The organism is Bacillus sp. SIMBA_154 (genome assembly GCF_046536015.1).
Classification (GTDB): domain Bacteria; phylum Bacillota; class Bacilli; order Bacillales; family Bacillaceae; genus Bacillus; species Bacillus pumilus_P.
The window spans coordinates 74300-98359 of the sequence record NZ_JAWJBV010000012.1; the positions used below are offsets into that span (position 1 = coordinate 74300).

At 42.6% G+C, this 24060-nt stretch carries 21 protein-coding genes, 1 other RNA gene and 1 other annotated feature; of the genes, 4 read left to right on the forward strand and 18 right to left on the reverse strand.

The features are described from left to right. Positions 1–17 precede the first annotated feature (17 nt). The 4 genes from R0K30_RS15455 to cymR all read right to left on the reverse strand — a co-directional run bounded on the left by R0K30_RS15455 (position 18) and on the right by cymR (position 3528). Positions 18–671, reverse strand: coding sequence for a tetratricopeptide repeat protein (locus R0K30_RS15455; RefSeq protein ID WP_410611560.1), 654 nt, complete (start codon positions 669–671; stop codon positions 18–20). Between the two features lie 62 nt (positions 672–733). After that, positions 734–1852, reverse strand: coding sequence for a tRNA 2-thiouridine(34) synthase MnmA (gene mnmA / locus R0K30_RS15460; protein ID WP_410611562.1), 1119 nt, complete (start codon positions 1850–1852; stop codon positions 734–736). A 95-nt stretch (positions 1853–1947) separates the two neighbouring features. Continuing rightward, on the reverse strand, positions 1948–3090 hold the full coding sequence (locus R0K30_RS15465; RefSeq protein WP_099727755.1) for a cysteine desulfurase family protein: 1143 nt from the start codon (positions 3088–3090) through the stop codon (positions 1948–1950). An 18-nt stretch (positions 3091–3108) separates the two neighbouring features. Beyond that, positions 3109–3528 carry a cysteine metabolism transcriptional regulator CymR gene (cymR, locus tag R0K30_RS15470; protein ID WP_099727806.1) on the reverse strand — a complete coding sequence of 140 codons (420 nt, stop codon included), beginning with the start codon at positions 3526–3528 and terminating at the stop codon, positions 3109–3111. Between the two features lie 207 nt (positions 3529–3735). Between cymR and R0K30_RS15475 the strand changes: the two genes are divergently transcribed. After that, positions 3736–5001 carry a replication-associated recombination protein A gene (locus tag R0K30_RS15475; protein ID WP_099727756.1) on the forward strand — a complete coding sequence of 422 codons (1266 nt, stop codon included), beginning with the start codon at positions 3736–3738 and terminating at the stop codon, positions 4999–5001. 32 nt (positions 5002–5033) lie between these two features. On the opposite strand, the gene R0K30_RS15480 is transcribed toward R0K30_RS15475, so the two are convergent. The 5 genes from R0K30_RS15480 to R0K30_RS15500 form a co-directional block, all read right to left on the reverse strand. Further along, complete coding sequence (locus tag R0K30_RS15480; protein ID WP_099727757.1) at positions 5034–5798, reverse strand: tRNA threonylcarbamoyladenosine dehydratase; 765 nt, start codon at positions 5796–5798, stop codon at positions 5034–5036. Between the two features lie 92 nt (positions 5799–5890). Then, positions 5891–6071, reverse strand: a non-coding RNA gene (gene ssrS / locus R0K30_RS15485) — 6S RNA. Positions 6072–6148: 77 nt separating this feature from the next. Beyond that, positions 6149–7927: an aspartate--tRNA ligase gene (gene aspS / locus R0K30_RS15490; RefSeq protein WP_099727807.1), complete on the reverse strand. Its 1779-nt coding sequence runs from the start codon at positions 7925–7927 to the stop codon at positions 6149–6151. A gap of 18 nt (positions 7928–7945) precedes the next feature. After that, positions 7946–9220, reverse strand: coding sequence for a histidine--tRNA ligase (gene hisS, locus R0K30_RS15495; RefSeq protein WP_099727758.1), 1275 nt, complete (start codon positions 9218–9220; stop codon positions 7946–7948). A gap of 73 nt (positions 9221–9293) precedes the next feature. After that, positions 9294–9533: a binding site (T-box leader), on the reverse strand. A gap of 58 nt (positions 9534–9591) precedes the next feature. Then, a complete protein-coding gene (locus tag R0K30_RS15500) occupies positions 9592–9762 on the reverse strand; it encodes a YrzK family protein (RefSeq protein WP_180275524.1) in 171 nt (56 codons plus the stop codon). Positions 9763–9923: 161 nt separating this feature from the next. Here R0K30_RS15500 and R0K30_RS15505 point away from each other — a divergent pair, with 161 nt between their 5' ends. Continuing rightward, complete coding sequence (locus R0K30_RS15505; protein ID WP_486304019.1) at positions 9924–11480, forward strand: N-acetylmuramoyl-L-alanine amidase family protein; 1557 nt, start codon at positions 9924–9926, stop codon at positions 11478–11480. A gap of 91 nt (positions 11481–11571) precedes the next feature. Here R0K30_RS15505 and dtd read toward each other — a convergent pair whose 3' ends face one another. The 8 genes from dtd to R0K30_RS15545 all read right to left on the reverse strand — a co-directional run bounded on the left by dtd (position 11572) and on the right by R0K30_RS15545 (position 21087). Further along, positions 11572–12015: a D-aminoacyl-tRNA deacylase gene (gene dtd, locus R0K30_RS15510; protein ID WP_410611570.1), complete on the reverse strand. Its 444-nt coding sequence runs from the start codon at positions 12013–12015 to the stop codon at positions 11572–11574. Between the two features lie 18 nt (positions 12016–12033). After that, on the reverse strand, positions 12034–14244 hold the full coding sequence (locus R0K30_RS15515; RefSeq protein WP_099727761.1) for a RelA/SpoT family protein: 2211 nt from the start codon (positions 14242–14244) through the stop codon (positions 12034–12036). A gap of 141 nt (positions 14245–14385) precedes the next feature. Further along, positions 14386–14898, reverse strand: coding sequence for an adenine phosphoribosyltransferase (locus R0K30_RS15520; RefSeq protein ID WP_034321337.1), 513 nt, complete (start codon positions 14896–14898; stop codon positions 14386–14388). Positions 14899–14921: 23 nt separating this feature from the next. Further along, positions 14922–17246, reverse strand: a complete 2325-nt coding sequence (gene recJ, locus R0K30_RS15525) for a single-stranded-DNA-specific exonuclease RecJ (protein ID WP_410611573.1) — start codon at positions 17244–17246, stop codon at positions 14922–14924. Positions 17247–17327: 81 nt separating this feature from the next. Next, positions 17328–17684 (reverse strand): LapA family protein, encoded by a 357-nt coding sequence (locus R0K30_RS15530; RefSeq protein WP_099727763.1) that lies wholly within the window; start codon positions 17682–17684, stop codon positions 17328–17330. Positions 17685–17785: 101 nt separating this feature from the next. Continuing rightward, positions 17786–18274: a cation:proton antiporter regulatory subunit gene (locus R0K30_RS15535; RefSeq protein ID WP_099727764.1), complete on the reverse strand. Its 489-nt coding sequence runs from the start codon at positions 18272–18274 to the stop codon at positions 17786–17788. Between the two features lie 246 nt (positions 18275–18520). Next, positions 18521–20749 (reverse strand): protein translocase subunit SecDF, encoded by a 2229-nt coding sequence (gene secDF, locus R0K30_RS15540; protein WP_099727765.1) that lies wholly within the window; start codon positions 20747–20749, stop codon positions 18521–18523. Positions 20750–20790: 41 nt separating this feature from the next. Then, complete coding sequence (locus R0K30_RS15545) at positions 20791–21087, reverse strand: post-transcriptional regulator (RefSeq protein ID WP_410611576.1); 297 nt, start codon at positions 21085–21087, stop codon at positions 20791–20793. 116 nt (positions 21088–21203) lie between these two features. Here R0K30_RS15545 and spoVB point away from each other — a divergent pair, with 116 nt between their 5' ends. Beyond that, entirely contained in the window at positions 21204–22754 is a 1551-nt protein-coding gene (gene spoVB / locus R0K30_RS15550; protein ID WP_410611578.1) for a stage V sporulation protein B, read from the forward strand. Position 22755: 1 nt separating this feature from the next. Here the strand turns inward: spoVB and R0K30_RS15555 are convergent, their stop codons facing one another. Next, a complete protein-coding gene (locus tag R0K30_RS15555) occupies positions 22756–23418 on the reverse strand; it encodes a DUF421 domain-containing protein (RefSeq protein ID WP_230030509.1) in 663 nt (220 codons plus the stop codon). Between the two features lie 165 nt (positions 23419–23583). Between R0K30_RS15555 and R0K30_RS15560 the strand changes: the two genes are divergently transcribed. After that, complete coding sequence (locus tag R0K30_RS15560) at positions 23584–23961, forward strand: TIGR04086 family membrane protein (RefSeq protein ID WP_099727768.1); 378 nt, start codon at positions 23584–23586, stop codon at positions 23959–23961. Positions 23962–24060 lie beyond the last annotated feature (99 nt).

The window sequence follows — 24060 nt, forward strand, 5'->3', positions numbered from 1 at the left end:
GTCTTCCCTCCTTCCGTCTATTCTGCCTCTTGAATCAGCTTTTGCGCATGCAGTGCCAGCATATGGTCAGGCTGCACGTCAATGGCTTTTTCTAGCATCTCAAGCGCTTCGGCCTTTTTCTCTAAATACGCATACGCAACTCCTAAATTATAAAAGGCATCTGCATGCTGCGGATCACGTGCGACGACTTCGGTAAAGGCCGTCACCGCTTCTTCCAGCATGTGTTCATTGGCTAAGCACATGCCAAATTGAAATCTTGCTTCATTATCTTCTTCGTTTAGCTCAATCGCACGCTGAAGGTACGGCATCGCAAGCTTTGGCTGCTCTAATTTGATGAGCGTCTGCCCTAACATATAAAACAAATCACTATTTTCCATTCCAGCTTTTAGTGCTTGTTCAAAATAGTCTTTCGCTTTCATAAAGTCTTCTTTTAATGTGTACACATTTCCTGCTCCATAATAGGCCGCAGCTGCCGTGCTATCGAGTTCAATCGCTTTTTGAAAGAAGTTTAAAGCGCGGTCAAATTCATTGATACTTGACAGTAAGTTCGCAAAGTTAATATATGGAACTGGATCCTTTGGGCTTTTTTCAATGGCTTTTGTAAAAGCTTCAGCTGCCTTTTCGATGTTCCCTTGATTTAAGGCTTCTATGCCGATCTCGTTATGGTTCATTTGCTCTCATCATCCTTTCATTAAAAAACCTCAACAGCGACGTTGAGGTTTTTTAAAACATGTTACACATACGACAGCTTTTGACCGTCTTTAAAGACATCGTCAATTGTACCGCCGCCAAGACATTCATCACCATCATAAAAAACAACCGCTTGTCCTGGGGTGACAGCACGAACGGGTTCTTCAAAGATGACCATCGCTTCTTGCTCACCTGTCATTTTGACTTTCACATGATGATCTTCTTGACGGTATCTGAATTTTGCTGTGCATGTTAATTCACCGTTTTCGTCAACAATATGAGGACGAGTCCAGCTTATATTAACGGCTGAAATACTTTCAGAATATAAAAGGGGATTGTGGAAGCCTTGTTCTACAAACAATACATTTTGCTCCAAGTCCTTCCCGACGACGAACCAAGGATCACCGCTTCCGCCAATGCCAAGTCCTTGGCGCTGACCGATCGTGTAATACATCAGTCCATCATGTTCACCTTTTACTTCTCCGTCCATCGTCTGCATCACGCCAGGCTGTGCAGGCAAATATTGGCTGAGGAACGTTTTGAAGTTTCTTTCCCCAATAAAGCAAATGCCAGTTGAATCTTTTTTCGTTGCTGTAGCGAGCTCTGCTTCTTTTGCTAATTCACGAACCCTTTTTTTCTCCAAATTACCGATTGGGAACATCACTTTATCAAGCTGTTCTTGAGTCAGCTGATTTAAGAAATAGGTTTGGTCTTTATTTGCATCAAGACCTCTTAGCATTTTGACTTCATCGCCAGTTCTATCGACACGGGCATAGTGGCCTGTTGCTAAATAATCTGCACCGAGTGACAATGCATGCTCAAGAAATGCTTTGAACTTAATTTCTTTGTTACACATGACATCTGGGTTTGGCGTTCTGCCCGCTTTATATTCATCAAGGAAATATTGAAACACTTTGTCCCAATATTGCTTCTCGAAATTCACTGCATAATAAGGGATTCCAATTTGGTTACAAACGCGAATGACATCCTCATAGTCCTCCGTTGCTGTACATACACCATTTTCATCTGTGTCATCCCAGTTTTTCATAAATATGCCGATTACATCATAGCCTTGCTCCTTTAACATAAGAGCAGCAACTGATGAATCGACTCCTCCGGACATACCGACCACAACTCTTGTGTCTTCTGGTCTTTTTGTCATCTTCATCAACTCCAATTTCAATGAAACAACGTGCGCGTTTCGTTCTTCAGGTGCCTGGCTGCTTCATTTTTCACACACGAACAAAAGGAGAGCATTTATTTGGCTAGGCGTTTAACAACAGCCGCTATTTTGTGCGCCGCCTGCTTCACATGATCCTCTTCATTTCCAAGACCGAAGCTTATTCTGACTGAGGACGTCAGTTCTTTTGCTTCTTCGCCATACATGGCGCTTAAAACGTGCGAAGGAAGGACAGATCCAGCCGTACATGCAGATCCGCTTGAAACAGCAATCCCTTCCATATCTAAATTTACAAGTAACGATTCAATGGAGACGCCCGGGAAATGAACATTTAAAATGTGCGGCAATGTCTCTTTTGGATGTCCATTGATAGAGAAATCTAGTGATTCCTCTTCGAATACTTGCAGCATGGTTTCTTTGAGCTTACCATAATGTATTGCTTTTTCTCTTCTATTTTGCTTTGTTAATTGAACAGCTTCTGCAAGTCCCACGATTCCTGCCACATTTTCAGTACCAGCACGGCGTTTTCTTTCTTGTTCTCCTCCAAATGACTGCGGAGAAAGTTTCACGCGTTCGTTGACATATAAAAAGCCTGTTCCCATCGGACCATTTAGCTTATGGCCAGAAGCAGATAAGAGATCGATATGAAGATCTGCTGCATCAATTGGTATTGTGCCAAACGCCTGCACCGCATCTGTATGAAAATGAGCAGCGTGATCTTTTAGAAGTTCGCCAATGTCTTTGATCGGCTGAATCACACCTGTTTCATTATTGCCGTACATGATGGTGACAAGAATCGTATCATCTCTGAGTGTTTGTTTTAATTGATCAAGTTGAATCAATCCAGTGTGATCAACGTCTAAATACGTCACTTCAAATCCAAGCTTCTCTAAGCGTTCACATGTATGCAGCACCGCATGATGCTCTGTTTTCGCTGTGATGATATGTTTGCCTTCATGCTGCCTTGCCATTGCAACACCTGTGATGGCAAGGTTGTCCGCCTCTGTTCCTCCACTTGTGAGGATGATCTCCTGCGGTTTACAGTGTAATTCTCCTGCAATGACTTCTCTTGCTTCATCGAGCCACTTTCTTGCCTCGCGCCCATATGAATGAATACTAGAGGGATTGCCAAATATCTCTGTAAAGTAAGGCATCATCTTGTCCACAATACGCTGATCCATAGGCGTTGTGGCCGCATGATCTAAATAGATTCGTTCCATTTCCGGTACACCTCTGATCTAAATATAGAACATATACGCGTCTTGATCCCCGTCATCTGTGTAGCTTGCCAAGTCTTCAAGAGTTGTATTGTCCAGTACGTCTTTTACTGCATCACGAATACGAATCCAAAGTTCACGCTTTGCTGGTTCTTCGTTTTCGATGACTTCGACAGGACTAATAGGTCCTTCTAATACACGAATAATATCACCGGCTGTGATCTCGTTTGGTTCATGGGCAAGAACATAACCCCCATATGCCCCGCGGATACTTTTCACAAGACGGGCATTTCGAAGCGGTGATACAAGCTGCTCTAAATAATGCTCAGACAAATTATTGTTTTGAGCGATTGATTTTAATGATGTAGGGCCTTCGCCATGTTTTTTGGCTAATTCGATCATGATCGTCAGACCATATCTGCCTTTAGTTGAAATTTTCAAGTTAAACACCTCTGCGTTTCCTATTCTATGTCATCAATTATTTTTCTGATTTCATATACGCGATATATAGACCAAAAGCAATTATATCATACTTTAAGCCAACTTTCATTTGCGGGTTCTGAGCTCTAGAGGAGGACGCATCCCTTTTCTATTTGAAGAAATTTCGGTACTCTATACAAACAAGACATTGCTTTAGGAGAGATAATCATGAAACCTTTAGCTTATCGGATGCGCCCAAGCCATATTGGAGATATCATTGGGCAGGAGCATCTCGTTGGAGAAGGTCAAATTATTAGACGGATGGTCGAGGCGAAACATTTATCCTCGATGATTTTATACGGACCGCCGGGCATCGGCAAAACATCAATTGCGACTGCGATCGCCGGGAGTACAAGCATTGCTTTCCGGACATTGAATGCGGTCATTCATAACAAAAAAGATATGGAAGCTGTCGCCGCTGAAGCGAAAATGAGCGGGCAGGTGATTCTCATTTTAGACGAAGTCCACAGGCTGGATAAAGGAAAACAGGATTTCCTTCTTCCTTATTTAGAAAATGGCATGATTATTTTAATTGGCGCCACCACAGCCAACCCCTATCATGCGATCAATCCTGCCATCCGAAGCCGGACACAAATATTTGAGCTGAAGCCGCTTGAAACAGAGCAAATCAAAACCGCGTTAACAAGGGCATTACAGGATGAACATCGCGGGCTTGGCGGCTATTCGGTGACGGTCCATGATGAGGCAATGAATCACTTTGCTAGTGGATGCGGAGGAGATGTACGCTCTGCTTTAAACGCGTTAGAACTAGCGGTCTTATCGACAAAAGCAGATGACACTGGACACATCTTCATCACACTTGCCGCAGCAGAAGAATGTTTACAAAAAAAGAGCTTCTCGCATGATAAAAACGGTGATGCTCATTATGATGTCCTGTCAGCTTTTCAAAAATCCATCAGAGGATCTGACGCAGATGCGGCGCTGCATTACCTTGCCAGACTGATTGAAGCAGGAGACCTTGAAAGCATTTCAAGAAGATTACTCGTGATGGCTTACGAGGATATTGGCTTAGCCAGTCCACAGGCAGGCCCCCGCGTATTAAGTGCTGTCCAAACAGCAGAGAGGGTCGGCTTCCCCGAAGCCCGTATTCCGCTGGCCAATGCCGTCATCGAGCTCTGCCTCTCTCCAAAATCAAACTCGGCTTATAAGGCGATTGATGCGGCGCTGCATGACATTCGTACAGGGAAAATCGGTGAAGTCCCTGTTCATTTAAAAGATGCTCACTATAAAGGGGCAACAGCACTCGGAAGAGGCGTCGATTATTTATATCCACACGATTATGACAACGGCTGGGTGAAGCAGCAATATTTACCTGACCCGCTTAAAAACAAGCAATATTATGAACCGAAGCAAACAGGGAAATTTGAAGGTGCACTGAAGCAGGTCTATGAGAATTTAAAACGACAAAAATAAAACAGCCCCCTGCGTTTTAGCAGGCGGGCTGTTTATTTATCTTTCACACGTGTAATCGGAATATCTTTTAAAAGCTTCATAATGACATGACCACCCATGATCAGCCCGGCAACAGATGGGACAAATGCATTGGATGACGGCGGCATTTGCGCCTTACGAATCTTCGCTTCATCATTTCCAACTTCTTTTCTGACATCTTCACGAATGACAATTGGACTTTCATCAGAGAAAATGACTTCAATCCCCTTACGAATGCCTTCCTTGCGCAGACGTGTTCTCACGACTTTTGCAATAGGGTCCGTATGTGTTTTTGATATATCATCAATTTTGAAGCGTGTCGGATCTGTTTTGTTTGCAGCACCCATACTCGAAATGATGTTCACATTGCGGTTTAAACATTCTTTCATTAAATGAATTTTATAGTGAATGGTATCTGACGCATCAATGACATAATCAAGTGGATACTCAAAAAATTGCTCGTATGTTTCCTCTGTATAAAACATCTTTAAGGCAACAACTTCACATTCTGGGTTAATATCAGCGATTCTAGCCTGCATTAAGTCAACCTTTGGCTGACCAACCGTTGAAAGTAATGCCGGCAGCTGGCGATTCACATTTGTAATATCAATATCATCTTTATCAACAAGAACAATACGGCCAACGCCTGAACGAGCGAGTGCCTCTACTGCAAATGAACCAACGCCGCCCACTCCAAGCACTGCAACTGTACTGTTTTTTAATATATCTAAGCCTTCCTTGCCAATGGCAAGCTCGTTTCTTGAAAACTGATGTAACAAGTGCCTCACTCCACCTTTATTTAAAATGAATCGAAAGAATCATATCATATTCAGACTTCTCCGTCATCCTTCTCAAAAAGAAAAAAACACAAAAAAGTCCCGATGACGCCGCCAGCTTTTCCTTCGTTTTGAACCCCGCACCATGCAGGTGGGTGCTTTCTTCCTTTCTTTATAAGTCCTCTAATGAGGCATTTATGCAGAAAGGAAAGGCAAGCTCCCGTATAAAAAAATGTTCGGTCAAAACTAGGTAACCACCGTACGTATCAGGACTTTATTTATTGATTGATGAAAGCATATCATAGGCATGCCCTTTTTTCAAGCGTTTACATCCCTGTAAACATGCGCCTATTTTACTGTTTTACTTTTGTTTTAATGGCTAAACTCAGCTCATCAAGCTGCGCTTCGCTTACATGGCCAGGAGCATCTGTGAGAACGCAGCTGGCACTCGCGGTTTTCGGGAACGCGATCGTATCCCTTAGATTAGATCGGCCTGCAAGCAGCATCACTAAGCGGTCAAGACCAAGCGCGATTCCGCCGTGCGGAGGAACACCATGCTCAAACGCATCCAGAAGGAAGCCGAACTGATCGTAAGCTTCTTCTTTCGAAAAGCCAAGTAAACCAAACATTTTTTCTTGAATGTCCTTTTCGAAAATACGAATAGAACCTCCGCCAAGCTCATAGCCATTGAGCACAAGATCGTAAGCCTGCGCCTTCATGTCTTCTGGGCTTGTTTCCATTAATTCAAGATCATCGCGAACTGGCATAGTGAAAGGATGATGGGCAGCATAGAAGCGGCCTTCTTCTTCATCTTTTTCAAGCAGCGGCCAATCGACAACCCATAAGAAATTGAAGGCAGACTCATCAATGAGTTCAAGCTCTTTGCCAAGTTTTAGACGAAGTGCTCCAAGCGCATCATGGACAACAGATGTCTTATCTGCAACAAAGAGTAAAAGGTCGCCTTCTTCCACTTGCAGCTGATCCTTTAATTCTGCTTGCTTTGCTTCATCAAAGAATTTAGCTATTGGTCCTTTTAATTCTGTCCCTTCAGCCTTTAGCCAAGCAAGACCTTTTGCACCGTAGTTGGCTGCAAATGCACCAAGTGCATCGATGTCTTTTCTAGAGTAGTTGGCTGCAGCCCCTTTTACATTCATGGCTTTGACAGCTCCGCCATTTTTCACAGCTCCGCTAAAGACTTTGAAATCAGAGTCTTTTACGGTGTCTGAAATGTTGACAAGCTTCATCTCAAAACGTGTATCTGGTTTATCAGATCCATAAGAATTCATTGCTTCATCGTATGTCATACGTGGTAATGGCAATGTAAGCTCAACACCTTTGACATCTTTCATCACCTTTGACATCATCTCTTCAGCAAGCGTCATGATGTCCTCTTGACTCATAAAGGACATTTCAATATCGACTTGTGTGAATTCCGGCTGGCGGTCAGCACGCAAGTCTTCATCTCTAAAGCAGCGAGCAATTTGATAATAACGATCCATCCCTGAGACCATCAGCAATTGTTTAAATAATTGCGGAGACTGAGGCAAGGCATAGAATTCTCCCTCGTGTACACGGCTTGGAACAAGATAGTCACGCGCACCCTCTGGCGTACTTTTTGTTAAAATCGGTGTTTCAATATCTAGAAAGCCGTTGTCATCTAAGAAATGGCGGAATGCTTTTGTTACTTCATGTCGCATTTTCATCGTTTCAAACATCGCAGGACGGCGAAGATCTAGGTAACGGTATTTTAAGCGCACATCTTCTGATACCTCGTCCGCTTGATCTGAAATCACAAAAGGAGGGGTCTTTGCTTCGTTTAAAACTGTGACCGTTTCGACTTGAATTTCAATTTTACCAGTTTTTAAATTTGGGTTGATTGTTGCTTCCTCTCTTGCGACAACCGTTCCTTTAATATCAAGAACATATTCATTACGAATCGATTCTGCTGTCTCAAGCGCCTCTTTTGATAGGTCTGGATTGAAGACAGCTTGTACAATGCCTGTACGGTCACGCAGATCAATAAAGATTAATCCGCCAAGGTCACGTCGTTTTTGTACCCATCCTTTTAATACAACGGTTTGACCGATTTGGTCTTCTGTTACTTCTCCACAATAAAAAGTTCTACCAAACACAAACATTCCACTCCTTCTTTACGCTTTCTGGTGGGCTTTCATCATTTGAATCAGCTCATCAAGCTTCACTTCAATTTGTTCACCCGTTGTCGTATCTTTCACATTCACAATTTGCTGCGCCAGTTCATCTTCACCAAGAACGGCAATAAACTTGGCTTTCAGGCGATCTGCCGATTTAAATTGTGCTTTAAGTTTCTTCCCTGTATAATCCATTTCACTTGAAATGCCTTCTTTTCTCAGGCGGTTCAACAATGAAACAGCATAATCTTTTGCTTGATCTCCTAGTGCAGCAATGTATAGATCAATGCCATCTTGTAACGGCAGCTCAATATTTTCTGCATCAATGGCGGATAGGAAACGCTCAATACTCATAGCAAAACCGATGCCTGGTGATTCAGGGCCGCCAATTCCTTCAACAAGTCCATCATAACGGCCGCCGCCGGCTAATGTTGTAATGGCGCCAAAGCCTTCAGCATTACTCATGATCTCAAATGCCGTGTGATTGTAGTAATCAAGACCGCGTACTAAGTTCGGATCGACGACATAGTCAATGCCTACATCTGTTAAGTATTGTTTGACTTTTTCAAAATAAGTCCGTGATTCTTCATTTAAGTAATCCTGAATGGATGGAGCCGTTTCCATCAGCTCATGGTCACGATCCTTTTTACAATCAAGAATACGTAATGGATTTTGATGTAAACGAATTTGGCAGTCATGACAGAATTCATCAATTCTTGGCTCAAAGTGCTCGACAAGTGCTTTGCGGTAATCTGCTCGGCTCTCTTTGTCACCAAGGCTGTTAATGACGAGCTTTAAGTTAGAAAGACCTGCTTTCTCATAAACACTCATCGCAAGTGAAATGACTTCTGCATCAATGGCTGGATCCTTTGAACCGATCGCTTCAATTCCAAATTGATAAAATTGACGATATCTTCCCGTTTGCGGACGCTCATAGCGGAACATTGGTCCAATGTAATACAGCTTTGTTGGCTGCGCCGGCTGTGCAAATAGTTTATTTTCAACATAAGAACGTACTGTTGAAGCCGTTCCCTCTGGGCGAAGTGTGATGCTGCGTCCTTTTTTGTCTTCAAATGTGTACATCTCTTTTTGAACGATATCGGTTGATTCGCCTACTCCTCGTGCAAACAGCTCCGTATGCTCAAAAATCGGTGTGCGAATTTCTTTGTATTGAAAGGCTGCACATGTATCTCTCGCTATTTGTTCAACATACTGCCAGCGTTCTGACTCTCCAGGTAAAATATCCTGTGTGCCTCTTGGAATATTAAAACTCATTTTTCGTCCTCCTACGACCATCATTCATTTTTTATGTGGACATATAAAAAACCCCCGCCTCTACTATGTGTATAGTAGGGACGAGAGTTATACCCGTGGTGCCACCCTAGTTGGAACATGAACTAGCCATGTTCCCGCTCAAATCCTTAACGCAGATTCACGTTCTCCGCCTAATGACTCATTTTTAGAGTGTTCAGCAGGAAACCTACAGAGTGTTCTTTCGTGATAAATGCCATGCGGATTCGCTTTCAGCCTAAGGCGATTCCTCTCTGCTCACGCAATTTACCCTACTATTCTCTATCATCAGTTCCACATTTTAAATTTTCAAGTGTGTTGATTTATATTATAATAAGGTCGGTGCTGCCACTCTGTCAACCCTTGCCTTGCCTCTTTTTCTTTTCCAGCTCTTCTTTTGACGTACATCCATATTCAGATGCCGTTTCTTCAAGGAAGCCTGGTTGATCCATTTCGTCGTGCTGCCAGCGATCAATATCACGATGTCCATTATATTGCACTCGTCCTAATTTTCTGCTTAATCTCATGTTTGTACATCCTTTTATCACATTTTTATCTAGTATAAACAGATTGATTCATTTTTATTAGGGAAACTGCAAGGAATTCATCCATTACATAACGAATTAACATTCATCGGTTTTACAAGGGAGGGGAAAACACCGTTTTGAATCTGAAAAAACACAATCAAATGATGATGCTACTCACTTGTTTTGTTCTCATTGCCAGTACTTGGCCTATGACACATGTTACTGCTCAAACAGATCAAGCTGTGGTCGCAACAGATGAAATCAATGTGCGAACGGGTCCTGGTTTAAGTTATGGGATCGCAGCTGTTGTGAAACGCGGGGAAAGCTATCCAATTCTTACTCAACAAGGGGAATGGGTGCAGATCGGGCTGTCGAACGGACAAAAAGGCTGGGTCGTCTCATGGCTGATCACCACATCATCTGACAAGCAAAAGACCGCTAAGCCAAAGACACAAGGTCAAAGCGCTGAAGGAAGCAGTACGATCACATCGACAGCCTCCGATCTTCGCATCCGGACAGGCCCTGGGACTTCCTATCAAGTCATTGGGACTTTTCCGCAAGGCGCTTCTGCTAAAAGATTAGAGACAAGCGGCGAATGGACAAAAATTTCGTATAAACAGGCGAAAGGCTGGGTCCACTCTGATTATATTTCCGGCAGGCAAAAAGCCGCTCAATCAAGCTCAGGCGAGGTCTCTCGTTCTAAACAGACAGGCACAGTCGGCGTATCCAGCTTGAACGTTCGACAATCGGCAGCACCGAATGCACAGGTGGTGGCTTCACTTGCCCGCAACACACAAATCACCATTTTAAGAGAGCAAAATGGCTGGTATGAAATCGAGGCCAAAGGGGCAAAAGGCTGGGTTGCCAGCTATTACATTGTCACAAGCCAAGGAGCAAGTTCAGCGCGAGAAAAGAGTTCGTCCTCTTCGGCTACTCAGCAGAAAGCGTATATTGTCTATGATGGCACCAACATTAGAAAAAGCGCTTCAACCTCTGCTGCAATTGCAGAAAGAGCAGCAAAAGGAGCGGCTTATCAAATTGTTCGAACGCAAGGTGACTGGTATGAAGTGACACTATCAAACGGCGGAACAGGATATGTAGCGAGCTGGGTCGTTCAAACGAAGAAAAATAGCGGCGAAGCGCCAAGACCTCAGCAGGATTCATCGTCTGGAACTGGGTCGTTAAAAGGAAAAACAATTGTTATTGATCCTGGTCATGGCGGAAAAGACAGCGGCACGATTGGCGCAGATGGTGCATTTGAAAAAAATATTACCATCAAAACCGCCAATTTACTGGCAGGCAAACTAAGGTCTTCTGGTGCAAATGTCTATTTAACAAGAAGTGATGATACCTTTATCAGCCTTCAATCGAGGGTGGCGACATCTCATTACCGCAATGCAGATGCTTTCATTAGTCTTCATTATGATAGTTTTATGGATCCAAGTGTCAGAGGAAGTACAGCGTATTATTATCAAGCATCGAAGGATCAAAATCTGGCGACAAGCGTTCATACTGAAGTCGCAAAGCGCTCACAAATCCCGGATAAGGGTGTGAAGTTCGGAGATTATTTTGTATTAAGAGAAAATAAACGCCCTTCCCTCTTATATGAACTCGGCTATTTAAGCAATCCTCAGGAGGAAGCGATCATTTATAGCGCTTCCTACCAAGAACGAGTCACAGAAGGGATGACAGAAGGGTTAAAACAATATTTCCGTTAGCAAAAGGAGGCCTCTGCGCCTCTTTTTTATGCCGAAAGAAAAAGACTCTAAACAAACTCACGCATGAGTTTATCTACAGTCTAGGGCAAGTCTATTCTTTGCTATCCATCCAGATGGTGACAGGCCCTGAATTGGTCAATGACACGTCCATCATCGCCCCAAAACGGCCAGTTTCTACACGGATGCCTTTTTCTCTAAGGGTTGCATTGAAACATTCGTAAAGTGAGTTTGCCACGTCCGGCTTGGCGGCTTTCATAAAATTCGGCCGTCTGCCCTTTCTCGTATCACCATAAAGGGTAAATTGAGACACAGACAGGACGCTTCCTTTTACATCCAATAATGAACGATTCATTTTCCCGTTTTCATCTTCAAAAACACGTAAATGTGCAAGCTTTTCAGCTAAGTACAGCACATCTTCTTCTGTATCTTCATGTGTGACACCAACGAGCACCATGTATCCTTCATTGATGGCACCTGTGATCTCATCTTCTACCTTCACAGATGCATTTGTCACACGCTGCACAACAAGCCTCATAGACGATATACTTCCTTTCTAATTCATAAATCGGCGAACAGAGTAAATGTCTTTGATTTGTTTGATACGTTCCACTACTTTATGCAAATGATTGATATTTTGGATAAAGATCGCCATATGGATCGTCGCCACTTTGTTACGATCAGACTTTCCAGAAACAGAGGAAATGTTTGTTTTCGTCTCATTGACTGCTTGAAGCACCTCATTGAGTAAGCCGCGCCTGTCATAGCCTAATATCTCGATTTCCACATTGTATTCTTTACGGTTTCGAGCAGGCTGTTCATGCTCCCACTCTACCGGAATTAACCGTTCCTGTGCTTCCCCTGTCTTCACGTTCGGACAGTCCTCCCGGTGAACAGATACACCTCGGCCTTTTGTTATAAAACCAACAATGCTATCACCCGGAACAGGATTACAGCACTTCGATAAACGAACAAGCAGGTTATCAATCCCTTTGACCCTTACGCCGGCTTCACGTTTTTTCCCGTGATACGGCTTTGATTCCACCGTCACTTCTTGGACCGTTTTCTCTTGTTCTTCCTGATCTCTTTGTTTTCTTTCTTTTTCTGTTAAACGATTCGCTACCTGGAGTGCAGTAATTCCGTTATATCCAACGGCCGCATACATGTCCTCTTCGTTTGAAAAATTAAATTTATCGGCTACTTTTTGCAGGTTTTCAGCTGTGAGAATCTCTTTGACATCAAACTCAAGGTTTTTGATTTCTTTTTCAATGAGTTCTCGGCCTTTTTCGACATTTTCTTCACGGCGCTGTTTTTTGAAAAACTGTCTGATCTTGTGCTTCGCTTGGGAGGTTTGGGCAAGTTTAACCCAATCCTGACTTGGTCCATAGCTATGCTTTGATGTCAGAATTTCAATAATGTCACCTGTTTTCAGTTTATGATCAAGCGTGACCATCTTGCCATTGACCTTGGCGCCGATCGTTTTATTCCCAATTTCCGAGTGAATCCGGTAAGAGAAGTCAATTGGAACTGAACCAGACGGCAGTTCAATCACGTCTCCTTTCGGTGTAAAGACAAACACCATATCAGAAAAGAGATCGATCTTTAACGATTCCATAAATTCTTCTGCATCTGTGGATTCATTTTGGAACTCAAGAATTTCTCTAAACCAAGACAGCTTCTTTTGGAATACGGCTTCTTCCGTTGATTCTGCTGACGCTTTTCCTTCTTTGTATGCCCAGTGTGCCGCAATCCCGTATTCTGCAATTTCATGCATTTCAAATGTACGGATCTGGACTTCAAGCGGATCACCTTTTGGACCAATCACGGTTGTATGAAGGGATTGGTACATGTTCGGCTTTGGCATCGCAATATAGTCCTTAAATCTCCCTGGCATCGGCTTCCAGCATGTATGAATAATACCGAGAACTGCATAGCAGTCTTTGATACTGTCGACCAAAATACGAACTGCCAGCAAATCATAAATTTCATTAAACTGCTTATTTTGCATGACCATTTTGCGATAGATGCTATAGATATGTTTTGGTCTGCCGGAAAATTCAGCCTTGATGTTGACCTCAGACACGCGGTCTTTTACTTCATTGACAACCTCGTCCAAGTATTCCTCACGTTCAGCTCTTTTGCGCTTCATGAGATTCACAATCCGGTAATATTGCTGCGGATTTAAATAGCGGAGTGCTGTATCTTCAAGCTCCCACTTAATCTTTGAAATCCCTAATCTGTGCGCAAGCGGTGCAAAGATTTCAAGTGTTTCATTTGAAATTCTTCGCTGCTTTTCTTGCGGAAGGTGTTTGAGCGTTCTCATATTGTGAAGACGGTCTGCCAGCTTAATTAAGATCACGCGAATATCCTGTGCCATTGCAACAAACATTTTCCGGTGGTTTTCGGCCTGCTGTTCTTCTTGTGATTTATATTTAATCTTCCCGAGCTTTGTCACACCATCAACAAGCATCGCCACTTCTTCGTTAAAGTACTCTTGTAAATCCTGTAATGTCACATCTGTATCCTCGACGACATCGTGCAGGAAGCCGCCCGCAATGGTCGATGGGTCCATTTCAAGGTCCACAAGAATTCCCGCCACTTGAATTGGATGGATAATATAGGGCTCACCAGATTTCCGGTATTGCTCCTTATGTGCATTCTCAGCATATTCATATGCTCGCTCTATAAATTGAATATGTTCAGCGGACAGGTATTCTCTTGCCTTGTCAATGACCTGCTGCGCCGTTAAAACTTGTTCGTTCGCCATGGAATCACCTTTTTAAATGAAAACTGTATTGTAGTTTATTATCAAGAAAAAATCGATAGATGTAAAGAGAAGAAGTCCGCTAAAAGGTTTTTGATAGGAAAAAAGCACCCTTCTTACTGAGTGCTTTTTCGTAAAACTCCATTAGTATTGCATTAACGTTAAGATATCGTAACCATCAAGCTTCTTTCTGCCATCAAGATACGTCAGCTCAATTAAGAATGCAATCCCTGCCACAACGCCGCCTAATTCCTCTACAAGCTTGATGGACGCTTCAATTGTTCCACCAGTCGCAAGTAAGTCATCTGTAATCAGTACACGTTGACCTGGACGAATCGCATCTTTATGAATCGTTAATACATCTTTACCGTATTCTAAGCCGTAATCGACTTTAATGACTTCACGAGGAAGCTTCCCTTCTTTACGAACGGGTGCAAATCCTATACCAAGCGCGTATGCTACAGGGCAGCCAATAATGAATCCACGCGCTTCAGGTCCAACAATAAGATCAATGTCTCTTTCCTTTGCGTATTCAACAATTTGATCCGTTGCATAACGGTACACTTCGCCTTTATCCATTAACGTTGTAATATCTTTAAATTGTACACCTTCCTTTGGGTAGTCAGGTACAACTGTCACATATTGTTTTAAATCCATCTTTTCCTTTTCCTCCTCGTACGTCAAAGCACCGGTGAGACTTCGCTCATCATGCTGTTCAGCCATTCCTTCAGCTCTTTGGCTGAGGAATATGTTAGTGTTTGATCGAGTTCCATCAATCGTTGTTTTGCTGTATAGGACGCTGATGCGGTTAAATCTTTTTTCGGGGCATCAACTACTATTGACAGCACACCATTCTCTATTTTAACAAAACCGAGTTCAAAAAACACCTTTGTCTTAAAAATGATTGTATCTTTTGTCCAACCTCTATGCTTGGCAAGCTCCATCCCTTGTTCTTTGAGAGGAAAATTTCCCCGTTTTAACAAGAACCCATAAAACCATTTGAATTGGTCACGACTAGGGAAAGAAGACATAAAGTGATCTTCTTTTCTTTGAAAGACCGTATAAATTCTGGCTGGCTTTTGATTTTCTAAAAGCAGCTTAAGCAAGTGCTCATCTGCGGGAACATCCGCAAAGACCACATACTTGTCTTGCACATCAAACGTTGAAACATTTTCTGCATGTACATGATGAACCGGGATATTGACTTCATGTTTAGTTTCTTCATCAAAACAGAAAACAAGATATTTTTCTGGATCAAGCGTCGAAACTTTCTTTTCCCAATCCTTTTTCCCGCGTAAATCAAACAGCTGCCATTCATCTACTCGGGCATCTTTTAGCATGAGCTGAGGTTTCTTCCGGTTATTCCATTCATTAATTGACATTTCGCCAATCACGGAAATTCGGCTTCCAGGGACGAGCTCTTCTTTTAATTTACCTTGGTGAAAACCGACACAGTCAAGCAGCTTGTCTTCGTCTTTCAGAGACATTTTAATGTGATGATGATTTGCCCCAATCGTTCGGATGTCTTCAAGCTTGGCATCCTCAATCATAATGAACGGCTTTGGATTGTGCATGCCAAATGGTGACAGCATCCCCACTTCTTCAATTGCTTGAACCGTAATTTCGTCTACTTTGCACACTGCATCGACCCGCTGAATCGGAATAAAATCTTCTTCTGTCAACGTTTCATTTGCATATTGATTCAATCTTTCCCTCAGTAAAGGAACATCATCCGCTCGAAGTGTCATACCTGCTGCCATAGGGTGCCCGCCGAAATGCGGCAGGATATCGCGGCATTTGCTCAAATGGAAAAAGAGATCAAAGCCTGGAATACTCCGCGCTGATCCTTTTGCCATTTGCGTGTCTTCATCTATCCCAAGCACAATCGCCGGACGAGAAAATGTATCCGTCAATTTTGAGGCAACAATGCCGACAACCCCTGGATTCCAGCCAGCTTTGGCTACGACGATGGCAGACTGGTCACCGCCTGATTCTTCGACCATTTGAATGGCTTCTTCCGTGATCGTACTCACAATTTTCTGCCGTTCTTTGTTGAGTTCTTGTACAAAACGAGCGAGCTCTTCTGCTTCCTCCATATCCTCGGTCATCAGAAGATGAACAGCCGGATCTGCCTGCTCAATTCGCCCTACAGCATTCAGCCTTGGAGCAATTTGAAAGCCGACCGTTTCCTCGTTCGCTTCTTCGAGAGTGGCTCCAGCTTCTTTCATTAACGCTTTTAGCCCCGGTCTGTTAGACTGGCGAAGTTGCACGAGTCCCTTTTTTGCGAGCCATCTATTTTCATCATGCAGCGGGACAAGATCGGCAATTGTCCCAATCGCAGCAAGATCTAATAGATGAACTGGCAGCTTATCAAGGAGTGCATGCGCCACTTTAAACGCAACACCGACACCGGCGAGTTCTTTAAATGGATACTCACAGCCCGGCTGTTTAGGGTGTACGATCGCAAGCGCATCAGGCAGTTCATCACTTGGTTCATGGTGATCTGTGATGATCAGGTCTAATCCTATTTCTTTTGCAATACGTGCTTCATTCACAGCAGCAATGCCTGTATCGACCGTGATGACAAGCGATGCTCCTTGCTCTTTGATATATCGAAAAGCCTGTTCGTTAGGCCCATAGCCTTCTTTAAATCGATCTGGAATATAAAAATCTACTTTTGCAGATCGCTCTTTTAATGTATGTAAAAGCACAGACGTACTTGTCACACCATCCGCATCATAGTCTCCGAAGATCACAATCGATTCCTGCTCTTCGATCGCTTTGTTGATGCGCTCTACTGCTTCTTTCATTCCTTTTAATAGGAATGGATCATGAAATTCGGCTTTTTGATCAAATAAAAAAGACCTCGCTTCTTCTACTTCTTCGAGTCCTCTTTTTACAAGAAGCGATGCAGTCAGCGCTGAAATATTCAGATTTTCAGAGAGTGATTTCACTTTTTCTTCGCTTGGATGTTCATATTCCCAGCACATTTTGGATAATAACATAAATTCACCCCTCAACCACACTATTATACTAGAGTGGCCTGAGGGGTTTCAATTTTTATTTTATGAAATTGTGCTGGAAGATTATTTTTCCTTCCGATCAAAGGATGCTGGCTGTTCGTTTAAAGGCGTGACATTCGATTTCTTTTGAACGTCTTTGTCTGCCTTTTTAGTAGAAACACTAGGTGCAGGCGTAACGGCTGCACGCTCAGCTTTTAATGTTTTTAGTTCACGTTTCAGTTTCACAATTTGGAAAATACCCGCAAACGCCACAATGAGTCCGCCCATTAGAACAGAACCAATAATGACAAGGATCAGTGGCCATTCAGCGGTTCCAAATAAGTAGTCTACTTGCACAGGCCGCACATTGATCACGGCAAATACTGAGACAATTAATACGAAAATAAATGCGAATATGATGGTCCATTGTTGTTTATTCATCTACATATCCCCCAAGCTTTTTCTTTTATTCTTCCCTATTCCTTGTCCTTCTTAAACACAGAAAGAAAATAGCGGGATATAATCTATCAGCATGGGCACGATTAGCTGCTGAGTTTTTCTTTAATGAGGTTTTTTAATTCTTTTCTTTCCCCAGATATAACAAGGGTATCCCCTTCTTCAATGACCGTATCTGGCCCTGGATTTAAAATCTTCTCATGTGATTTTCTCACAATGGCGATGACTGTTACTTGATCATTTTGGCGAACATTGAGGTCTCCGATTGTCTGCTGAGCAGCTGGTGCGTTCTTTTCAATCTTAAACCATTCAATCATCAATTCATCAATTGCTACCTCAACTGTTTCAAGCGCTTTTGGCTTATATACCATGCCGCCCAAAATAGCCGCGATTTGTCTTGCTTCTTCATCGTTTAGCAAGATGCCAGAAATACACTCTTCATGGTCGTTCTCTTGAAAATGATACATTTCTCTTCTGCCGTCATCATGTGTAATGATGGCAAGCTTCTCATTATTTCTTGTGATCATTTCGGCTTTGTGACCGATACCTGGCAGTTCAGTTTCCCGAACCTTCATAACAGCCCCTCCAATGAATAAAACCAAATGCCTCAAATGGACACTTGCTTTCTATACTGATCTAAACGTATGTCATTATAGCAAAAGACCATTTCAAGATCAATGAAACTCGAAATGTTTTTTCAAATCGTCTTATTGTTGTGAAATATACGGGTGATGAATGAAAAAAAGACAAAGGGCTAAAATAAAGTTCATTTTAGCCCTTTGTCCATAGTCTAAGACTGCCAAACAGGCAGTCTTTCTAGATTAAATATCTTGTTCTGTGTCTATTTTAGCCGGCTTTTTCAGCTCACGGCCTTTCCAGATAAGCCAAATTTGCGCGGCAATATAAAGAGATGAGTACACCCCTGTTAATAAGCCGACAAGTAAGGCGATGGAGAAGTTTGTAATAGACGCTGAGCCAAAGATAAGCAGTGCGACAACCACAACAAATACGGTCAGCACTGTGTTGATAGATCGCGTAAAGGTTTGCTGTAAGCTTAAGTTCACAATATACGATAGATCTTCAATGGTTTTCGGTTTGCGTTTCTTCATTTGTTCACGAACCCTGTCGAAGGTGACGATCGTGTCGTTAATCGAGTACCCGATGACCGTGAGTATCGCGGCAATGAAGGTGACATCCACCTCTAAACGCGTAATACTAAAGAAGGCTACAATAAAGAATGCGTCGTATAGCAGTGAGATGATTGTTGCAATCGCCATTTTATATTCAAAACGGACAGATACATATAAAATGATCCCGATTGAAGCAATAACGATAGCGTATAATGCATTACGGGCAAGCTCTTTTCCGACAGTCGGAGACACTGTACTTACGTTAGGCTCAGTTCCGTATTTATCTTTGAAGTAATCCTTCACTTCAGCGATCTTTTCTTTATTTGGCACACCGACAAATCGAACTGCTGCCTGATTTTCTTTTTGACCCGATAACACAACACTGTCTGTCTCAAGATCTAGCTTTTTGAAGTCTTGCTCCACTTGCTCAGTTGACAGCTTGTGATCGCTTTGGATATCAATTCTTGTTCCACTTGCAAAATCGATACCCGCATTCAGCTTGAAGATAGAAAGCACAATGATTCCAGCAATGGTGATAGCTGCTGAGAAAATCATAAAGCCTTTTCGTTTGCTGACGAAATCCCATTTATCATATGGCGTTTTCGGTTCGGTATTTTCTGTTGTTTCGTGAATATTCATGATGTCTTTTTTGCGAACACCAAACCAGCCTTTTTTGCGGTCAAGATAGCGGCTTTCAACAAGAAGGCCAAGAAGGAATCTTGATAGGAATACAGCCGTGATAAAACTTGTTAAAATCGATAGGATCAGCATCGTTGCAAATCCTTTTACAGAGCTTGTCCCGAAGAAGAACAGAACCCCGCCGGCAATAATACTTGTTAAGTTTGCATCAAAGATGGTCGCAAATGATCTGCGGTTCCCTGACCTGAAAGCAGAACGGACAGATTTACCGAGCTTGAGCTCCTCTTTGATCCGCTCATAAGTGATAATATTGGCATCGACAGCCATCCCTACACCAAGAATCAGTGCTGCAATTCCAGGCAGTGTCATAACCGCGCCCATCCAGTCGAACACTTGCAACGTAATATAGATATAAGCTGAAAGTGTAATGACAGCAATAAGACCAGGTAATCGGTAATAAAGCAGCATGAATAAGAAGATAAATGCGATTCCTACAATTCCTGCGAATACTGTTTCGTTCAGCGCTTGTTTACCAAACTGTGCACTCACAGATGTTGAATATTTTTCAGTTAATTTTACTGGCAATGCCCCGGCATTTAAAATACTTGCAAGATCTTTTGCCTCTTGGACAGTAAAGTTTCCTTCAATTTGTACGTCACTGCTGTTAATCTCTTGATTGACATTCGGTGCAGATACATACTTGTGGTTTGATTTAGAGACTTCTTTTTTGAAGGAATCTCCTTTATGGTAATCAAGCCAAATGACAAGCTGGTTATTCGGTGCCATAGCCGCTACTTTTCTTGTCACGTCACCAAATTTTTTCGCGTCCTTTAGTTTGACAGTGACAATCGGCTCATTCGTTTGATTGAATGTTTGTTTTGCACCATTTTCGACAAGATCAGATCCGTTCAGGAGCTCTTTATCATTCGTATCTCTGAAGGAAAGCTGTGCTTCAGTTGAAAGAATCTCCCTTGCTCTGTTTTGATCTTTTACCCCCGCAAGCTGCACGCGGATACGGTTGTTGCCTTCAATCGAGATGTTCGGCTCACTTACACCAAGCACGTTGGCTCTTCGGTTTAAAGCCTCCACCGTACTGACGAGAACACCATTTGTGATCTTGTCCTCTTTTTTCACTGGGTGTACATCATACAGAACTTCAAATCCACCCTGCAAATCCAGCCCTAGCGTCATATCTTTCGCAACAGGCTTTGTCAATAAGCCCACGCCAGTTCCGATTAACAGAACCACTAAGAAAAACGCAAGAATGCGCCCTTTTTTCATTATGTATTTCCTCCTTAAACACCTGAATCCATTAAGATGGCTTATTTCAACAGTTCATCTAGCATATTCTTACCATCTTCACTGTACAAAAAAGCAGACGTTTTAAACGACTGAACGGTTGCATAGTTCATAAATTCGCCAATTTTCACAGATAAAATATCTGCAACCATTTCATGAATCGGATACTCTTGTTTTTTCTTCCACTTCTTATTCTCTAAGTATGACCATAATTCCTCTAAATCTACATCTTTATAGCCCAAAACGATGAATTCTTCAAGCTTACTGAACAGAAAAGGCTTTAAATGGTCTTTGTATATAGCAGCTGGATGCTGTGTCAATGTGAGGCTCCCCCTTTTCAGTTTTTTATCGAGAGACTTGTCATGCTTGGACGATATACACGCATATCTTATTGTATATGATTCTATGTCGTTTGAGAAGGCAGGTGATCTTTGATTTGACGAAGCAAACGTTTTTAAAAGGGACAATTATTTTAATTTTAGCAGGTTTTATCACGAGAATATTGGGTTTTGTCAATCGAATTGTCATCGCACGGTTCATTGGCGAAGAAGGCGTCGGGCTTTATATGATGGCTGCACCTACTTTTTTTCTAGCCGTGACGCTGACACAATTCGGACTGCCTGTCGCCATCAGTAAGCTTGTCGCAGAAGCAGAAGCCCGGGGTGACAAACAGAAAACAAAACGCATTCTGGTCATGTCCCTTGCGATAACAGGAACACTCAGCCTTATTTTCACACCGCTTTTTTTATGGTTTGCACCAATTATGGCGGAAAATATGCTGACAGATCCTAGAACGGTGTATCCACTGCTTGCCATTACACCAGTCGTACCTGTCATCGCCATCTCCAGTGTGTTAAGAGGATATTTCCAAGGAAGACAGCAGATGAGTCCACTTGCGATGTCTCAAGTACTGGAACAGGTCGCAAGAATTTCCCTTGTGGCGGTATGTACAACAGCTTTCCTTCCTTATGGAATTGAATATGCGGCAGCCGGTGCGATGATTTCATCTGTTATTGGCGAGATGATTTCACTTGCTTACTTACTGATCGCCTTTCGATATAAAAAGACCATCCGTATTCGAAAGCAATTTTTCAAGGCGATTCATGACGGGAAGGACACATTTAAGCAGCTGATGAGTATTGCCCTGCCAACGACAGGCAGTCGTTTCATCGGCAATATTTCGTGGTTTTTAGAGCCGATTGTTGTCGCACAAAGCCTTGCCATTGCTGGATATGCGGCTGTTGAAGCGACAAGACAGTATGGGGAGTTGACCGGTCTTGCACTGACCCTTTTGACACTACCTAGTTTTATTACGTATTCACTCTCCACCGCATTAGTCCCAGCCATTAGTGAAGGAATGGAGCAGAACAAACACAAAACGGTGGAATACCGGCTGAGACAGGCGATGCGCCTTTGTTTACTCAGCGGAGGAATTTCATGTATTATTCTTTTCGTTTATGCAGAAGATTTAACGCTCTTCATGTATGGTTCATCGCATGCGGCCATCTATGTGAAATTCATGGCACCATTTTTTCTTCTATATTATTTTCAAGGGCCGCTCCAAGCTGTCCTTCAAGCATTGAATTTAGCTGGTGCGGCCATGACCAATAGCCTGATAGGTGCTGTTGTGAAAACAGGGATGATCTTCGTCCTTGCTTCCCAGCCGAGCTTTGGCATTATGGGCGCAGCCGTTGCGATACTGATCGGCATTGTCCTTGTCACATTGCTCCATGCGGCAACTGTCGGAAAGGTTCTGCCTATTCATTTACCACTGAAGGAATATGGTATATGCGTCCTTATGATCATAGGCACGGGAGCTGTCAGCTTATGGATGAAGTCTCAAGTCAGCGGACTCTTTTCTGCCCCTCTTGAGCTTGTGTTGCTGATCTTTGTCACATGCATCTTGTATGTCATTCTATTAATCTGTCTTGGGTTAGTGAAACGAGAAGAGCTGCGCCGCATCCCATTTATCGGGAAGCTGCTATAGCTCATCTCTTCTTGATCACTTCATCTTTCAAATCAATATAAAACGTTTTTTGATTAAAGCTGCAGAAAGAGATTTGGTCAAGATCATAATAGCCTCTTTTGGCAAGCTCACCTTTCAGCCACTGTTCATTTTGATTAATTTGCTTCAGATGGTCATGCTGCACGATACCGTCTGCAATAAGAGGAAGCTCAAGCGCAGCATGTATGTGCTTGTTTTCTTTTTCGACGACGGCGAGCTTTCCTGATGGCTCTAAGATGGCGTATGAGACATCCTGAATACTATCGATGTTATTTTCTCTTAATTGAATGAGCAGATCATCAAAATTGTATCTCTGTTTTCTCATCGCCCCCTCGTCTATTTTCCCATTGATGATGAGCAAGGTCGGTTTGCCGTCAAGAAAGCGCCGGACACCTTGAAACTTTAATGAGAGGTAGGCAAGTGTGATTTGAATGAAGGTTAACAGCAGGATCGGCCATACCGTATGTAACATATGACCCTCTACTTCTTCTATCGCCAGTACCGCAATTTCAGCGATCATCATAAAAATGACAAGATCTAAAATACTAAGTTCTCCAATCTCTCTCTTTCCCATTAAACGAAAGATAAACCAAATGAGAAAATATAAAATGACCGTTCTTATGGAAATGATTAAGATGTCCTGCATGTGATGTAAACCCTCCTTCTCCATCATAGCTTGTGTCAAAACACTTTATTTATGTAGAAAAGAAAGCCTCTGTTTTTATCGTGAGAAACATGTCTATTTTTTCTTCGTCGTGAATACATTTTAGTAAAAGACAAGCTTCGGTCAATTGGAGAGGAGACGAATCACATGCAGGAAACGAAACAAATAGGAAAAGGAATTTTATCCGGCTTAATTGCCATTTTTGTCGTGATGATTGTCACAAGCTTACTTGTGTCACTCATGCTTAGCTTTACAAGTATGCAGGAATCATCGTTTAAATGGATGATTATGATCTTGTCCTTCGTGGCACTTTTTTTAGGAGGGATCATTTCTGGAGGGAAAGCAAAGGAACGAGGCTGGCTCATTGGTGCCATCACTTCTTTTATCTTTTCTCTTACTGTATTCTTATTTCAGTATTTAGGGTTTGGAGAAACCTTTTCACCAGAGCAATTCATCTATCATGCAGCCTTTTTGGGGATTTGTATGCTTGGGGGAATGATTGGGGTCAATCTCCGTGGCAAATAAAAAAAGAGCGATATGATTCGCTCTCAGGCTGTCGAGAAAATCTCGACAGCTTTATTTTTTTCCTTAAAATTTACATCTCCTCATTTTATAATAGAGAAA

What these genes read in the sequence shown, in the direction of transcription:
- R0K30_RS15455 (WP_410611560.1), bottom strand. Translation starts at nt 671, where the DNA reads ATGAACCATAACGAGATCGGCATAGAAGCCTTAAATCAAGGGAACATC.
- mnmA (WP_410611562.1), bottom strand. Translation starts at nt 1,852, where the DNA reads ATGACAAAAAGACCAGAAGACACAAGAGTTGTGGTCGGTATGTCCGGA.
- R0K30_RS15465 (WP_099727755.1), bottom strand. Translation starts at nt 3,090, where the DNA reads ATGGAACGAATCTATTTAGATCATGCGGCCACAACGCCTATGGATCAG.
- R0K30_RS15475 (WP_099727756.1), top strand. Translation starts at nt 3,736, where the DNA reads ATGAAACCTTTAGCTTATCGGATGCGCCCAAGCCATATTGGAGATATC.
- hisS (WP_099727758.1), bottom strand. Translation starts at nt 9,220, where the DNA reads ATGAGTTTTAATATTCCAAGAGGCACACAGGATATTTTACCTGGAGAG.
- R0K30_RS15500 (WP_180275524.1), bottom strand. Translation starts at nt 9,762, where the DNA reads ATGAGATTAAGCAGAAAATTAGGACGAGTGCAATATAATGGACATCGT.
- R0K30_RS15505 (WP_486304019.1), top strand. Translation starts at nt 9,924, where the DNA reads ATGATGATGCTACTCACTTGTTTTGTTCTCATTGCCAGTACTTGGCCT.
- dtd (WP_410611570.1), bottom strand. Translation starts at nt 12,015, where the DNA reads ATGAGGCTTGTTGTGCAGCGTGTGACAAATGCATCTGTGAAGGTAGAA.
- R0K30_RS15515 (WP_099727761.1), bottom strand. Translation starts at nt 14,244, where the DNA reads ATGGCGAACGAACAAGTTTTAACGGCGCAGCAGGTCATTGACAAGGCA.
- R0K30_RS15520 (WP_034321337.1), bottom strand. Translation starts at nt 14,898, where the DNA reads ATGGATTTAAAACAATATGTGACAGTTGTACCTGACTACCCAAAGGAA.
- recJ (WP_410611573.1), bottom strand. Translation starts at nt 17,246, where the DNA reads ATGTTATTATCCAAAATGTGCTGGGAATATGAACATCCAAGCGAAGAA.
- R0K30_RS15530 (WP_099727763.1), bottom strand. Translation starts at nt 17,684, where the DNA reads ATGAATAAACAACAATGGACCATCATATTCGCATTTATTTTCGTATTA.
- R0K30_RS15535 (WP_099727764.1), bottom strand. Translation starts at nt 18,274, where the DNA reads ATGAAGGTTCGGGAAACTGAACTGCCAGGTATCGGTCACAAAGCCGAA.
- secDF (WP_099727765.1), bottom strand. Translation starts at nt 20,749, where the DNA reads ATGAAAAAAGGGCGCATTCTTGCGTTTTTCTTAGTGGTTCTGTTAATC.
- R0K30_RS15555 (WP_230030509.1), bottom strand. Translation starts at nt 23,418, where the DNA reads ATGCAGGACATCTTAATCATTTCCATAAGAACGGTCATTTTATATTTT.
- R0K30_RS15560 (WP_099727768.1), top strand. Translation starts at nt 23,584, where the DNA reads ATGCAGGAAACGAAACAAATAGGAAAAGGAATTTTATCCGGCTTAATT.